Genomic DNA, 16,342 nt, shown 5'->3' on the forward strand with positions numbered 1-16,342 from the left:
TTCCTCTTTTACTTTCTGCCAAAATCAGCCGGATTTTCTCCCCATTTTTCCGTTTCCCATTTTAAAACAGGGTTCGCGTATCGGTTGTGATGAAGCCAATCCACTGCTCTTTTCAACAAGTCCTCCAAAATCCTGTTGGATGCATCAAATTTTAATTTCGTTGCAGGGTGTTTGAGTTTAACCCAATTCATTGCAATTTTGGAATCGGAGTAAATAGGAATGGATTCCTTTCCTTCTTTTTTCATAAGGGCAAGTGCATGCACGATCGCTAAGAATTCGCCAACATTATTGGTCCCCTTTTTAAAGGGTCCGACATGAAAAAATTCAGTTCCATTATCAAGAAATACTCCCCGGTATTCAAGATCTCCTGGATTACCACTGCATGCAGCATCGACAGCAATTGCATTTCTATTAACTTCTTCAGTCCATTGTTTGATTTTTTTTATTTCCGATTTTGGCTTTTCGGAATAAATTTGATGAAAAGCGATATGCGCTTCTTCTTTGGATTCAAAAGCTTTGTACTTTGCATTGGGAAATGCTTTAACTTGCAATTGACAGGATTCCCAGGAATTATAAATTCCCGGTTGATGTCCATGCCATACTACATAATATTTTTGTTTTTTTGCCATGAAGGATCTTTCATTTATAGACACGCACGCTCATTTATATCTCGATGTATTCAACGAAGACAGGGATCGCGTTTTACAAAATGCACTCGATGTAAATGTACAAAAAATAGTACTGCCCAATATCGACCAGACCTCTCTGACTGGCATGCTCGAATTGCAAAAAAAATTTCCAGATCATTGTTATGCCACAATTGGATTACATCCATGCGACGTCAAAGAAAATTTCCAATCTGTGCTTGACGATTTCCAATCCCAAATTGAAAATCCGGTTTTCGTAGCTATTGGAGAATGTGGAACAGATGCATATTGGGATCTCACCTACTGGGAAGAACAAAAAACAGCTTTTTCAATTCAAATGGAGTGGGCAAAATCAACAGGTAAACCGATTATTATTCATTCGAGAAACAGTCTGGAAGAAAATATAAAATTAGTGCGATCTGCACAGGATGGACGGCTGACCGGTGTTTTTCATTGCTTTGGAGGAAATGAAGAAGAAGCACGGCAAATTATTGATCTTGGATTTTATCTGGGCATAGGAGGCACCATCAGCTATAAAAAAAATCAGGCAATTGATGCCCTCCCAAAAATTCCAATAGAGTCAATCGTTTTAGAAACCGACTCCCCTTTCTTAACTCCTGTACCACACAGGGGAAAAAGAAATGAACCTGCTTTTATTCCACATATTGCCGACCACCTGACAAAAATATTAGACCGGTCTTTTGAAGAAATTGCAAACTCCACAACATCAAATGCATTTAATTTATTTAAACTCATTCGATAATAATTGTAAGTTGAAAAATTATCTGGTTTTCAAATAAGATTTCTACATGGATCACTCTTGTGATACCCAAGATACATTTCCAATAACATTTAATTCTTTATGGAGCTACTCGCAAACAATACTCATCATACTATGAGTTTGAAAGCGACCATTCGAAACAGAACAGTACTTAATCAGTAAACTTTAATACAAGTAATAGGAAAGCGGAAGGTCAGGGATTCGAACCCTGGGTACCCTTTTGGGGTACACGCACTTTCCAGGCGCGCCAATTAAACCACTCTTGCAACCTTCCCGGACCGCAAAAATATAAAGCAGTCAGTTAAATAGGACATTTAAACTAAAATTTTGAGGTATTATAAGCGCAAATAGGTAAAAAAGATAGGATTAATGAATAGTAACTATCTGATTTGCAGTAACATATATGAAATTAAATCATATTTTACAGCCACATCCCTAAATAAATGTACTTACTTTGTGAACCAAAAGAACCTATTTGTTCCATTTGTCGAATACTGACATCCTTCCGTAGTTCAAACAGCAAATAAAAAAAACCTTCAATTAAATTCGATATAAATCCTGGTTACAATTTCGTGACCCGCTTATAGACCACTTTTTCTTCCAATTCAATTTTGAGTGTAAACGTACCCGGTGGAAAATTCTTGAAGTCCAGATCTGATGGATGATTCGTAAATAATATATGCCCAAAAATATCCAAAACTGATACCCGGGTCACTTTATGCGGGCTCAAAATTGCAAATGAAGATGTTGTTGGATTTGGGTAAACTAAAATTTCATTTTCAGAAATTTCATCAACTGCTTGAAGTGGATCCCCCTGGAATATAAAATATGCCGGTGCAATTCCCGTTTGAAAATCATACACAAGATTATAATTCTTGTCATACACCAATACCTTTCCAAAGCTGCTGAAATCAGTAACGCCGGCGCACAATATCTGATAAGCCGGATTAAAATTCATCCCATAAAAACTCTCATTCAGTTCTTTGTAAAATCCGGATGTACTTCCTGCAATATCGAACTTACCAATAGTAGATTCGCCAAACTCCTGGTAAAGAATACCGTCTTTTTCCAAAACGGAGGTTCCGCAAAGGGACTGTACATCGGAAAGATTATGAACTTGAAGCTTGCTTGTATTTAGATCAATTACGGAAACCGAACTACCCGTAAAATCTTTATTGTTCAAAGCGAGCAACAGATCTCCATACAACATGAGATTCTCGGGATTTTTAGCTTCATCACCCATTTCTATGGTTCCGGTCCACTGGAGTTGGTCGAGATCTATAGTGAGAATTTTACCAACTTCTGCGCCAAAAACAAAACCGTTGTTTACAGCGATGTAAGCCATTTGATTCTTTACAACAATATTTTCAGTAGTATATTCCATGTCAGCTTGTGGAATTTCAAATATTACTTTCAAATTTTCCTTATCCCATATTTGAACATAAGAATCCAGCACCTTTTGATATTCACCACGTGTAACAATTATCTTATCGCCATAAATAGATATTTTTCTAAGACCCTCTATTTCATGACTGCGTTTAATAGCCATCGTAATCAAATCCAACTCTACCAGATACCGGTCTGCAGCGACCCACAATGAATTTCCATCCATGATCATATCAGAGGCAAAACGTGCGTTTGGGATCTCCACAAGTTTAACATAGGTCTCTGCTTGAATATCGAATACGCCAACAGATACAGGCTCTACAATTTGTCCGGAAATAAAGTCAAATGAACCTTCGTTTAAGACATAGATTTTTGTTAGCTGACTATATATTAAAGTATTACATATTAATAATAAACTAAATATAAACTTAAACTTTTTCATCTTTTATTTTTAACAAAGATAAACTACAAGCTGCTAAACAAAAACAATATGTAATTAGAATCGACGAAAGTCTATAGAAAAATCAAAAAAAGAACCCAGCACTCTACAGGAGCAATCACCCTGCCCTGATATAAGAATTGAATAATCAACTATTTTCTAATAAATTCGAGGAAATGAAAATAATTTAATAGAAGTGGCTTCTATGATTTTATTGCCTGACCGGATATTTCACGTCTACGATACCCCGCTTGATTTTTTCCAATTTGGACTGAATTAATTTTTTTCTGATGGCACTTATTTTCTCCACAAAAAGAATGCCTTCAATGTGGTCGTATTCATGTTGAATGATCCTGGCATTCATATCATCGTATTCTTCTTCTTTCCATTGAAACAACTCATCCTGGTAACGTATCTTTAAAACCGGTTTGCGTAGTACTTCAGCATTTATTTTGGGAATACTCAAACAACCTTCTTCGAATCCCCAGGAAATCCCTTCCTCGTGTATGATTTTCGGGTTGATAAAAACTTTTTTGATACCTTTATGAACTTCGCTTTTATCATAATATGCTGTTGAATCCACAATGAAGATTCGAATTGATAATCCGATTTGTGGCGCTGCCAGGCCTACTCCCTTGGCGTGATACATGGTATCCCACATGTTGTTGAGCAAATCCCGTAAGTCTTTATATTCATTTTGGACTTCCTTTGCAGGAGTCTTGAGAACAGGGTTTCCGTATAGAACAATTGGTAATATCATATGAATCAAAAGTGTCCTAAATATCTTTGTAAAATCAATACAGCACTAACTTTATCAAGCAGAGCCTTTTCCTTTCTTTTATTTTTCCCAATGCCGGCATCCAGAATCGCTTTCCTGGCTGAAACGGAGGTATTTCGCTCATCGACAAAATCAACATCTATTCCTTCCATCGATTCCTGAATCCATTTTACAAAACCATCAATTTCCTCCCGGATGGAAGTTGGAGTATTGTCTTTGTGAAATGAAATTCCTATCACGATCTTATCCAGTTGCTCCTTTTGATGATAATCGAGAATAAATTCACGAAGCAATTTGCTGTCAACTGTCGTTAGCCCATTGACAATAATTTGTAATGGATCTGTAACTGCAATACCACATCTTTTTGCACCGTAATCGATTCCCAGAATTCTTCCCATTGTAAGGCCATGTAAAGATATAAGCTTCTTTTGGCAGCACCAAAGTACAAAATATACAAGTCGCTACTTATAGGGCTATGCGGATAAAAAAAAAGACCCCCTCCATAACTTTTATGGAGAGGGGTCCCATCCCAAAAACAGTAAACTCTTTAGAACAAAACGAATTTAGCCTTACTTAATGACAACCATTCTCTTCGTCACGGAATAACCGGCCGCATCCAATTGGTAGAACAGAACTCCTGTTGCTCCAAGTTGTGATGTATTGAGTTCAAATTGATTGTACCCTTTAGTTCCGTTCATTACATTCTTGTAAAGAACTTTGCTATTCAGGTCATAAACAGTGATGGATGTCTGGGCTGCCTCTGGCAGATCAAAACCCACAACTGTGAACTCAGAGAAAGGGTTGGGTTGATTTTGGTAAACAACGAGACCCTGTTGGGTTTTCACTGTACCATTCTGGTTTCTGAATCCTAAATTAAGATCCATATCTTCTACTGCTGCATTGAAAGCCAACGCAGGAGTGATTATCGAATTAAATTGTAGTGCATTTGAGAGAGTACCTTGTGAAAGAGCCTTGAATTTGAGCGTGAATAATTTGTCACCATTGTTGACGTCGATATCAACATGGGTATTCCAGCTCAAAGTTATGTAACCTTTTGTTGGTGAAATGAATCCTAAATTATCCTGACTGATGTTGCAGGAAGCGGATTGAACTTCAGTAAATTCAAGTACTCTCGGATCGTATTGCAGTGTAAACTGCATTCCTGATAACTCTACGTTTTGCAAGCTATGAATAGGAACAACAACCTCAGCACCTGGAGCGAATGCAAACTCCTGTGCAATCAACTCAAGTCTGGAAGGATTATTTCTGGATACAAAGTTGTTGAAGCCTGCTGATGCATTACCTGTAATATCTCCAATTTTAATTCCCTTAAAATCGATTCCGTTCATATCTCTGTTGAAAGGATCAATTTTGTAAGATCTTGGCCACTTTTCTTTCAATACTTCATCCCCTGTGTTTACAAATTGGTAGGAGGCATCGACAAATGCCCAGCTTTCGCTGTTGGTAAACCTGGAGTTGATACCTAATATCAATCTTCTCAAATCAACGATATCTTTCGAAGTGATATTCAAATCGCTGTTAACATCAGCTGCAATTGTCTTGTATGGAGATGTCAATGTTTCAATGCCTAAAATATGACGTTGAATTTTTACGATATCTGCTGTAGAAACACCATTCAGAGGATCGGCATTCCTCGAAGCAATTACATTGTAATTTCCATTATTCAGTGGCATATTTGAAAATGCATACTTACCATTTCCCGCAGTCACAACTTTGGATATCGTTGGCTTGCCTTGTGCATTCTGATCAACAAGGCTCACTTCAACATCATTCATGGTTTGATTGTCTTCTCTGTTTGAAATCAAACCATTGATTGTACCACCTTGGATTGTTTGTCCACAGGCCTTGTTGTTATCCTGAACCTCAATAAAAGTCCTGCAAAAAGCTTGCTTTCCTGTAAGCCTGTCTGTAACCCACATTTGAACAGTCTGTTGTCCCAGTGTATTACAATCAAAGACTATTGACCGATGATTAGTATCTGCAGAAAAACTCAAGACGATTGGATTTTTGCAAGCTCCATAACTTCCCTGATCCACATCATTGGCCCAAACTTCAATCATACCCCAGTCGATTGTACCATCTCTGTTGGTATCAAGAGGCATAAGATCGATGGCTACACCATTGATACAGTATGGAGTGGGCTCTTTACAATTCAGGATCGTAAACAACCTTTCTTCTGCAGTTTTATTTCCGCAACGATCTTCAAAAACGTATTTAATCTTATGTGTACCTAAAGGATATCTTCCACTTGCATTGATTACATTTCCAACACCTGAGTGCACGATGTCAAATGTGCCGTTGTTGTATGCATCAATTAAATATTCCCATGCGATTTCGTCATCCGGAGTACAATCATCTTCACCATAGGCAACCAGACTGATATACCCGTTGGTACAGGAATCCAGAGTACATACAGTGGTATCCTGAGTAGGAATGGCATTCAATGTTGGGTCAACAAGATTATTTACCTTAATGATCTGGTCATGAGTGGCAACCTGGAATTGTGCACCGGAAGGTGTATACACAACCTGGCACCAATCAATCACTTTCCATTTACGTATAATTTTATAACAAGCATCCCCTCCCTGAACAATTCTAAACAAATGATCTTGCCAGCTGATGCCTAAGAGATCGCATTTGGTTTCGTTGTGAAGTGTCGGATAAAGATTTAAAGAATCCGGTGTAAGCCTGTCCGGATCAAGACACATGTAAAGAGTTGTATCTCGTGGCCACCAAATGTTAGCAAAGTTGTAGGGATTGAAATTCTGGAACGTAATGGTTTGAGTGCAAGTTTCAGAACCATTCGCATCACTGACTACCCAGGTTCTTACAATGGTTCCAACATTACATTGGGTTCTGTAATCTACATGAGTTGCCTCAATATCAAAATCACAATTGTCATGAGCAAATCCATCGTGGAAATTAATAGTCACCGGAACTCCACCAACGCCATTATAAGTAATTTTTCTTGCTTTGTTGAAGTACGCAGAATCTCTTTGCATGACACCAAATACACTTAAATCGTTGATGTCAAAATGGAAATCACAAGCAACGGTGAGATCTTTTGGTGGATGACAAGTTGGTTTAATTTTATCCTGTACCTCCACCTGTACCATACAATCGTTGTAGTTACCATGTTTGTCCTTTGCCCTAAAAATCACAGTCACCGTTTGACCGACATCTGCACAACAGAACTCAACATATGGTCTGAACCACCAAATGTTTTGTCCACAGGGTGCACCATTATCCATTCGGCGAACCAGGAATGAATCGATGTGACAATCATCATAACTGCCATCGTCAAATGTTTTCGCATATACGTGTGTAGTACCATAGATAGAAAGCGATACAACAGTTTCCCTGTCACAGACTGCCACAGGAGCGGTCTTATCCAAAACCGTTACGATGAGCGAATCAACACCCAGATTGTAACATTTATCGTAAGCACGATAATAAATTTTATTGTCTCCTACTGGCAATACCACAACACCACCATTTGAATTGGGTTTGATTCCTCCCGGATAAACCAGGTCTACCCTTACATCTTTGTTATTGCAAGAATCGAATACAATAGCAGGAGGAATGTTGACAGTCGCCTGACATTTGTAACCACCATCGGTAGTTGCTTCAAAATCATAAGGCGCATGCACATAAGGTGCTTCTCTGTCTACAACTTCAATAAACTGCATACAAACTCGCACGATTTCTGTATTACACCACCACTCTCTGATGGTCCACATCCTCATATACTTTTGAACACAATTGATAACACCTAAATCAATGTCCTCATAAGTCACAGCAATATTGCAATAAATATCTCTTACCGGCCAGATATCTATAGTTTCAATCTCCAATGGTGATTTTGAAATCGTATCTGAATATTTTGGAACACCGGCATAATCGGGGTGGGGATGGCCATTCTTATCGAGCGGGATTCTGTTGTATTGTATGTCTTTACAATTTATTGCATTAGACAACGCAACTGTCCAGCTTGGCGGACAAATCACCCTGGCTGTATCAAATCGCTTCAATAATATAGTATCACTGCATTCCGGAGATTTATTTCCCCAAATGTCGTATGCTATATATTTACGCACAACTTGTTTTATGTAAAGAGGATTACATGATAATGGAGTAATGATCTCATCGGTTAGGATAACGGTATCCAATCCGCAACCATCATATGCATCAGGAGCATGAGTTGAAGCTATAAAACAAGGAATGGTGTCCCTGCCACAATAAATTGTAGGTGGTAATTTGTCTTCAATTTTTGCCCATCCCCAACATCTGTTTCCAGAGATGTTGTCGCGAATTTCAACTTTCAGTGTTTCGCCTACATACGCCCCTGTTACTACCGGTGAAGTAGGAATGGGTATATCGTATTTTAAAACCCTGACTGTAAACTGTCCGCTTGGACAAGAAGTTAATGTATCATTCAACATCATTGCTGCTGTAACTGTAGCTTGACAGTTGGCATCTAATGAAACTTGAATGAGTGAGTTACAAGCCAATGAACATTGAGCTTGGAGTGTTCTGGTGGGATTAAATACTACCAGCCACACAAGGCAGATAGAAAAAACCAGGTTTAAACCTGACTGAAAATTTTTTAATCTGCGGAAGTCAAACGTAAAATTCGTTTTCTCCATGAGATCCTCTATTTAGTTGTTAAAAAATAAAAAATGCATACAAGGGCTTGCCGAAATGAAACACTTCAGCAAATGCTAAAAACATTTTTATTCTTCTTGGGAAAATCTCAGATAAATAAAATCATCTGAAACGGTACTTCACAGGAAGAACCTAGAGGGTCTAAAATCATTGGGTTGGGTAGGCTGCTAAATTGCCCGTAATAAAGAGAGGATCTTTACAATTCTTGGTTGGGATAAAAACTATCTACAGCAAAGGTAGAAAATATATTCAAATTACCAACTATTTATTAACTATTTTTTTTCAGCGTCTTATAAATAGCAGATAATCGTAATACAAGGGCAAATGTAAAGGCTTAGAACATATTTTCAACTAAAATTTAAGGTTATTTTTTATATTAATATGTTTTATAATATATAAATATTTATATAACAATTATTTAGATCATTTATTATTATAAAAAATCATAATATGTAATCCATTTTTTTGAAACGTGCCTTTTAATGCATGAATATCAGGTTACCCTGCTGTACCCATTCACCGCTTCGGAAATAATAAATGTAATTTCCTTCTTCCTTCAAGTTCTTTGCATCAACAACTATGGTATTATTTCCCTTTTGCATTTCAATGGACTGTTGCATACATATTTTGCCCGTTAAATCGAATACATAGAAATTTCCAACTCCCCTGGATGTGGAATGAAAACTGATCCTGCATTGATTTTCAAATGGATTGGGATCTGCAACCCAATTGCTGATCATTGGATTTTCTTGTATGCCATCTATGTATCTAAATAATATAGGTGTAGGCACATCCGTCGATTGGAAAATTTCATTGCGCAATGCTGTTCCCGGAATGACCCCATCGGATATTTTGCCACTGCGTCGTGCTCTTAGCACTAATTTCACAACGGGATTGCCCTCCAGCCAATTAAATTCTTCTAAATCTGAAGCCACTGAAATCTTTAGATGACCATCTTTATAATCAAATTCTTCTTCAGAAAGTAATCTGGTTTTGTCTGACTGCAAAAGAATCTCAGTCTGATAAACCTCAAAGTAGCCCGGGTTGATATACAAATGCAATTGAATCCCATTTGCAATCAGCGACTTTTCGGAAATCAGATCCAAATAAACCAACTCGCCTTTCGAATAAACTTTATCCTCTATACTCAAACCAAACTTGCGTAAACGGCTTTCCAAATTACTGTTGACATTGCGGATCTCTCCACTCACATCTCCAGTTTTTATCGCCCGGTAATTGATGAGCGTGTCTTGCCAGAATCCTTTCAATTCTATTTGCTCTGGAATTGCCTCAGCCAGTGGATTCACCATATTTTTAAAGCTGTATTTTTCATCCACAAACCTCCAGGATTCATTCCCTGGCACATCGCTTACTTTTCCCAAAATGAGTTTTCTCATCCATGTAATATCTGCAGCAGTCAATCTTCCATTTCTGTCCACATCGCCTGCAATCCACTGATAAGGATTTGTAAATTCTTCAATGCCCAAAATATGTCGCTGCAACATGACAATATCCTGAGTACTGATTCCAAAGCTCCAATCTTTATTATAACTTGCATTTAGCATGTACGGCTGATTTGTGACAATCCTTTCAAACAAGTATTGTCCCTGGTCATCTGTGATTCTGACATCCTTCAAACCACCCAGGTTAACCAAAACCCCTGGCATCGGTGCTCCCTGTGTTGTTTTAATAATGCCATTCACATCTCCAATTCTCACTGCTGTGGTGCAAAAATTAGTGGGATCAAACACATGGACCCTGGCTATGCAACTTCCAATGTTACCTGCGGAATCTTTTACAAAAACCGTAAAGAAAAATGTATCGGGTATGGTTTGAAGATCCGCACATGTAATGTATCTGCAAGTATCGTTAAAGTTTGAACTAGAGAAGGCGATCAGAAGGTCATCCGAAGCTGTACAATTATCGTGATAATCGTCCAACAATCCTCTTGATGTGAGTTTAATGCTGTCATTAGAATTCATGTTTAAAAAGAGTATTCTGCACACCGTTGCAGGGTTCTCAAGGTCTACAACAATGACCGTTGTAGTATCCCTTAAAACTCCACAAGAATCTTCGGCTGTAAATATAACTTCGGTTGTTCCGACTGGGTATACCCCACTCGCGTTTGCCCCTCCGTTATTAAAGGAATTGGTTATTGTAGCAAAAGTATTGCAGCCGCTTAAGGTCGCTGCCTGCAAAGTAATAAAACGGGAACAAACTCCAGACCCGTTACCTAAAGTCGTGTCGCGCGGCCCTGATAGCTTAGAATGTGCCAAACTGATTAATAAAATATGCTGAGTATCATTCGCAGTTTCTCCTGTACATGCTGAATACGCAAACCATACTCTTTTCAATAGCTCACAACTATCAGGATCAAACTCAATATTCAAATCTGTGTAGGAAAAATATACACTCCCGCAAGTGTCCATAGGTATTTCAGGTTCACTTTGAAGTTGTCCGGGATCGCGACTCACACAAGCTGGAATGATCGTATCGTTGGGCCAAATGATATCTGCTTCATCAAACCGGTAATTATTTAATAGTGTAATAACCTGAATGCAGGAGCTATCGACCGTCCCATCCGGATACGTAATGTAAAACCGTCTTCTGATATCGCCATTTTTACAACTATCAATCTGAACGAGATCCTGGTAGCTACTCTCAATAGAATCCAGACATGATGAAATGACGTAATACCTGCCTGTCAGATCCAGATCTGTATAATCCTGCCAACAACTCAATACTATTGGGTCCGGACAAACAGGAGGAGCTACCGGATTTTTATCCTGAACATAAATTTCAATCATGCAAAAATTCATATTGCCACTGCAATCGGTTGCTTTTAATACAAGCATTAACGTATCGCCCACATCCTCACAACAAAACAAAACTTCATCGCTATAAAGCGTATCCTGTGGCCTGCCACAAGCAGGCGTCATTCTCCTGATCTGAACGGTGTCCAGACAACAGTTATCGTGCACCAATCCTTGAGCAGCTATAAATTCTGCGCTCACAAAAATTTCACCCCTGGGATCAAGTGACACTACCAATCCGGGAGGACAAATGAGCGCAGGACTGATCCGGTCTCTGACTTCGACTAAGGCCGTACAGGTATCCGAATTTCCACAAGGATCAAATGCAATGTAATTCATGGTGTGGATACCCACACTTAAAGTAATCGTACTTCCCGGTATGGCCACAAATGAGCTATCTACCCTAACGGCTGTTAATATTCCGGTGGTTCCGCTACAAACATCAGTCGCATTAAATGATGGTATTGTATAACTTACATTACACGAATTATATCTGGTAAAAAGTATGGAATCTCCCGGACACACAATTACCGGGGCCGTTGTGTCGGAGACGAGAATTTCCTGATTGTGCATGCGCAATGCACGAGTGCACCAATCCATCACAATCCATCTCCTCGTTATTTTAAACATACCTCCACACACAGGTATGGAATCATCCGTGTGCGTGGCCACTAAATTGCATAAATGACTTACCGTATCTCCAAACAAAGTTGGTACACCTGTTGCATTTAAATCTGGATTCGGACAATAAACTGTATCATTTAATGGAAACAAAATACTATCCACACTGGCTTTTTTGAAATAAATATCCTGACTGCACGTACTTGAATTTCCAGATTGATCGGTAGCTATCCAATTCAGATGCATGACCATCGTATACCTGGAATTCAGACAATTAAACTGTTCCAATCGCATATCTGCAAGAGCCATTGCATGGGATTGACAATTATCGGTGGCAAAAATAAATTGCGAATAATTGACTTCAAATGGATTCAGTGTACAGGATATGGTATCTGCCCTGCAAACAATCGAAGGAGGTAATTTGTCCTCAACAATTAATTGAGTCCAGCAACTCATACCCGTAGTAGTATCGACAACGCTGGCTGTCAGATATTTTCCTATATCCGAGCAATAAACTTTATTTTGGCCAGTCTGTCCGACAAATACTTTAAATACACCATAATTATTGTGATTGTCGGTAAGCAACATCTTGGGTGTAATCAAAGCTTCGCCAAACTGGTCAACAGAAATCTGGACCTGCCCTTTACAACTAAGTTGCATAAAATTGCTGCCATCTTCAAAACTCAATTCAACTCCGTAAGTTGAAGGCCAGTCCTCCGGAGTGGCCTTCAATTCATTACAGAATTCATATCCAAACATCAACATAAAAATAAATGCAGATACCTGGATAAACTGCTTTGGGATGGGATGATTTATAAAACAATTTTTCATATGGTCATATTTAAAAAAATCAGCAGATGAAATGAGTTCAATTTAAATTGCGATTACTTTCAATAATTTTATTTGCGTGCCATTTGATATTTTAATAAAATACACTCCCGGATTTCCGAAAATTTTCCGGTCAAGTGCAATTACATTAGCGCCTTTTTGCAAGCCGTAAGGAATACAAGAAATTGATCGCTGCTCAGGAGTAAGCACTTCAATATTTATTTGAGATTCAGAAGCTCCATTGATCCCGATCTGAATTTTATCTGTAAATGGATTTGGTAAAAAATTCAAAATGTAAAAATTTGCATCACCACTTTTAGCCTCGCTCTCAAAATCATTTATACCAACTACTGAATGGTTTGTATACAACTCGCTTTTAAAGCCAGTCATCAATTCAGGAAATGGTATACACTCTGTTATTCTATTTTCAAATTTGATTTTAAATAAAGGATTGTATGAATTGATAGAAATACCTTTTACAGAATGGTAAGAAATTTTGATGCAATTATTGTTTTTGTAATAATTTCCCGGATTCCACTCCGGTAAATCACTTTGTACTTCTTGAATTTGATTCAAACAAAGTCCCTTCAACTCCATACCAATCTGAAGTCCTGTAAGGTCACGTGGTTGATTCAAATAAAATTCAAGAATATTATCTTTAATTCTGTAAAATATTTCTTCTGATTCAAAATAGTCTCCTGAAGCGTATCCGTGGGCTGTAAAACTTAAATTAACATCGCCAAGTTTAACTGCTTTGATATTTATTTTTGTATCTTGATACAATTCTTCAAGCATAAGATCCTGGCAAGAATCCAATTCATAAAAAGGATCCTTTGGATCTTTAAATACATAATTTGGGTTTAAAAAAATGTAACTTTTATTATGCAGGAGATTCGAATCCCTGCCCAGTATAAGATTTCGAAGAAGGACCACATCCTTGGTACTCACAGAACGGTTCATGTCCATATCAGCTGCAAAAAATTTCGAAGGTTCATCGAAGAGTTCAATACCCAGAATATGGCGTTGAATCAATATGATGTCTGCTGTCGACAGTCCTTCAGAATAATTCTTTGAATGAGATGAATAAAGATGTGCTTCTGCACTTGCAGGAATATCAGAAAAAATAAAAGACCCGTCGTTCGAAGTCTGCGATGTTTTATCCGTTTTTAGTGTTGACAATTTTACTTCAACTTCTTTCACAGGCTGTCCATTCTGTGTGAGGATCCGGCCTTCCAATTTTACAGGTTTCAATCCTGTCGGGCAATGAGAAAATACATCGTCGATGACCAGGAAGGTATATACCTCACTACTGTTTCCGGCTTCATCCCAAACAACCAACTTGATATCTCTTCTACCCTGACTATCGCATGTATAAACTCTCAAAGTATCGTTGATATCTGATGAATATGAAAAACGAAGATTTTTATCATCGGTACAATTGTCGCTGCTTTTATTGTTAAACAATCTTGCAGGAACGATCGTCATCGGTCCATTTGGCATTTGCGTCAAACTGGAGGACACGCCAAACATGGCAATGGCATAAGGTATTTTAGAATCCTGTACTTCCAGAATTACCTGAAGCTGCCCTTCATTATGACAGGAATCCTTTGCGTAATAATATATAATGTGGCGGCCTACCGGATAAACGCCACTTGCATTTGGTCCCTTTCCGGTTTGATCGATAGACAGATCCCCATGGTAGTCTACTTCAAAACGAAAACTGATTTTATCATTGGAACCGCAATCTGTTGCACCAACTGATGGCAAGTTCACCTGTCCGGGTTCACAGTTCGGAGTTTGGATTCCGACGATTGTATCCTGGATTCCAAACAATACCGGTGCTATGGTATCAAAAACTTTGATTTCCTGAGTATACGTATAATATCCATTGGCCGGCAGGTACGGATGAGGTTGAAAAAGCGGGTTGTATTTACACCAATCAATCACTTTCCATTTACGCAACACTTTGGCACAAACTCCTCCATGATTAAAATGAAATATCTCATCATTTTTAGTGACCTGTACCAAAGCACAAGCATCGTCGTTTATGACCGGATAACCGGATTGAATAGTGTCCAGATCTATTCGGCAAGCATACACGGTCGTATGTAGCGGCCAGGTCAAATGAGCCGGATTTAGACCATCAAACGTATGTGATCTGTAAACGGTAATGGTTTGCCGGCATGTGGTATTCAATCCATGGCGATCTGTTGCAATGTAAGTTCTGATAAATGTTCCGGAACCGCAAGCATCCAGATTATTCTCATCGCTCGTGTCAATATTACTAATACCGCAGTTATCAAAGTAATGAATAACTCCCTTTGATAGCAAGCTATCTAAATGAACCCCGCATTGTACTGTAAAATCAGGTGGGCATTCCAGTTCAGGAGCAATTTTATCATTGACCAATGCCTGGACCATACAATCGACATACCTGCCTCTCAATAAACTATCGCTTACCGGACCGGGGCCAGGATAAACATCGTAAACTCTTAATATCAAAAGGATAGCTTGCGAATCGGCATCGGCACAACAAAATCTGACGAGGTCATCAAAGGCATTGTCAGGATTTGCAGGCGATAGACAATCAGGGACCGAAGAGGCAAACATTCTTTTAATCTTAAAATAAAGATGATTACAATTGTCGCTTGAACCCCCATCGAATAAATAGGCGGGAGCTTCTGCAATGCCACTTTCGTTGATACTTATGGTCTGGGCCGGAGCGCAAACAACCTGGGGGAGTTGTGCATCGTGAACAGTTACTGTCATGGAATCGAGACCCGACATTCGGCAATCATCTTCAATACTGAAGTACACTTTAAAAACTCCAGGTGTAAAATAAAAGATGCCTCCATTTGTAGTCAAATTGCCATAGGTACTGGAGGTTTGAAAGGTGAGATTTGGACTGCAATTTCCGCTGAAGGTAGCTGCAGGAATGAGAATGCTGGTATCACATCGCGACTGATTCCTGATGTGAATGGTAATGTCAGGTGGAGCCTGCACATTAATGGCCATCGCAACATTAATCTTTTTTAACTCCAGTGCACCTGACCTGCCCTGATAAGATATCAAAAGAAATCCGATCAGGACAGACCAAAAGAAAAGGGAATTTTTAAAAACATGCCAAAATCGTTCTAAAGAGTTTATGGTGCACATATTCGCTGAGTTTCAGTAAAAAAGATTCTGATGCATAGCTGGATCCAGATTAAAAAGATTTTTAAAAAGGATTCACTTAGCATCATCGCGAAGATTGAATCTGCGCGTGATTACTGCTCCTGGAAATGAGATAAGAAGAATTTTAGATTACTGAGCCTGGGAGGAATACTGTAGGTGGGCGGGGCTTAAGAATTCAATATGGCCCTT

8 protein-coding genes and 1 tRNA gene are annotated in these 16,342 nt (G+C 38.6%); 1 reads left to right on the forward strand and 8 read right to left on the reverse strand.

Annotation, left to right across the window (positions count from 1 at the left end; translation table 11 throughout):
- Positions 1–8: 8 nt before the first annotated feature.
- A complete protein-coding gene (locus IPM34_12095) occupies positions 9–629 on the reverse strand; it encodes a ribonuclease H family protein (protein ID MBK8956278.1) in 621 nt (206 codons plus the stop codon).
- Here IPM34_12095 and IPM34_12100 point away from each other — a divergent pair.
- Positions 628–1,410: a TatD family hydrolase gene (locus tag IPM34_12100; protein MBK8956279.1), complete on the forward strand. Its 783-nt coding sequence runs from the start codon at positions 628–630 to the stop codon at positions 1,408–1,410. The genes IPM34_12095 and IPM34_12100 overlap by 2 nt on opposite strands.
- 204 nt (positions 1,411–1,614) lie before the next feature.
- Here IPM34_12100 and IPM34_12105 read toward each other — a convergent pair.
- From IPM34_12105 to IPM34_12135, 7 genes are all read right to left on the reverse strand, one after another.
- Positions 1,615–1,702: transfer RNA gene (locus tag IPM34_12105), tRNA-Ser, on the reverse strand.
- Positions 1,703–1,990: 288 nt separating this feature from the next.
- A complete protein-coding gene (locus IPM34_12110; GenBank protein ID MBK8956280.1) occupies positions 1,991–3,256 on the reverse strand; it encodes a T9SS type A sorting domain-containing protein in 1,266 nt (421 codons plus the stop codon).
- Positions 3,257–3,464: 208 nt separating this feature from the next.
- Complete coding sequence (def, locus tag IPM34_12115) at positions 3,465–4,013, reverse strand: peptide deformylase (GenBank protein MBK8956281.1); 549 nt, start codon at positions 4,011–4,013, stop codon at positions 3,465–3,467.
- 5 nt (positions 4,014–4,018) lie between these two features.
- Entirely contained in the window at positions 4,019–4,429 is a 411-nt protein-coding gene (gene ruvX, locus IPM34_12120) for a Holliday junction resolvase RuvX (GenBank protein ID MBK8956282.1), read from the reverse strand.
- A 171-nt stretch (positions 4,430–4,600) separates the two neighbouring features.
- Complete coding sequence (locus tag IPM34_12125) at positions 4,601–8,698, reverse strand: T9SS type A sorting domain-containing protein (GenBank protein MBK8956283.1); 4,098 nt, start codon at positions 8,696–8,698, stop codon at positions 4,601–4,603.
- Between the two features lie 498 nt (positions 8,699–9,196).
- Entirely contained in the window at positions 9,197–12,982 is a 3,786-nt protein-coding gene (locus tag IPM34_12130) for an HYR domain-containing protein (GenBank protein ID MBK8956284.1), read from the reverse strand.
- Between the two features lie 42 nt (positions 12,983–13,024).
- The gene (locus IPM34_12135; GenBank protein MBK8956285.1) at positions 13,025–16,135 is read right to left on the reverse strand and encodes a hypothetical protein; all 3,111 of its coding nucleotides are present in this window, start codon (positions 16,133–16,135) and stop codon (positions 13,025–13,027) included.
- Positions 16,136–16,342 lie beyond the last annotated feature (207 nt).

This window comes from Saprospiraceae bacterium, assembly GCA_016716185.1.
In the GTDB taxonomy this organism is placed as follows: Bacteria; Bacteroidota; Bacteroidia; order Chitinophagales; family Saprospiraceae; genus Vicinibacter.

Bases quoted from the DNA above. Each gene is read 5' to 3' on its own strand.
- IPM34_12100 (MBK8956279.1), top strand. From the start codon at position 628: ATGAAGGATCTTTCATTTATAGACACGCACGCTCATTTATATCTCGAT.
- IPM34_12095 (MBK8956278.1), bottom strand. From the start codon at position 629: ATGGCAAAAAAACAAAAATATTATGTAGTATGGCATGGACATCAACCG.
- IPM34_12110 (MBK8956280.1), bottom strand. From the start codon at position 3,256: ATGAAAAAGTTTAAGTTTATATTTAGTTTATTATTAATATGTAATACT.
- def (MBK8956281.1), bottom strand. From the start codon at position 4,013: ATGATATTACCAATTGTTCTATACGGAAACCCTGTTCTCAAGACTCCT.
- ruvX (MBK8956282.1), bottom strand. From the start codon at position 4,429: ATGGGAAGAATTCTGGGAATCGATTACGGTGCAAAAAGATGTGGTATT.
- IPM34_12125 (MBK8956283.1), bottom strand. From the start codon at position 8,698: ATGGAGAAAACGAATTTTACGTTTGACTTCCGCAGATTAAAAAATTTT.
- IPM34_12130 (MBK8956284.1), bottom strand. From the start codon at position 12,982: ATGAAAAATTGTTTTATAAATCATCCCATCCCAAAGCAGTTTATCCAG.
- IPM34_12135 (MBK8956285.1), bottom strand. From the start codon at position 16,135: ATGTGCACCATAAACTCTTTAGAACGATTTTGGCATGTTTTTAAAAAT.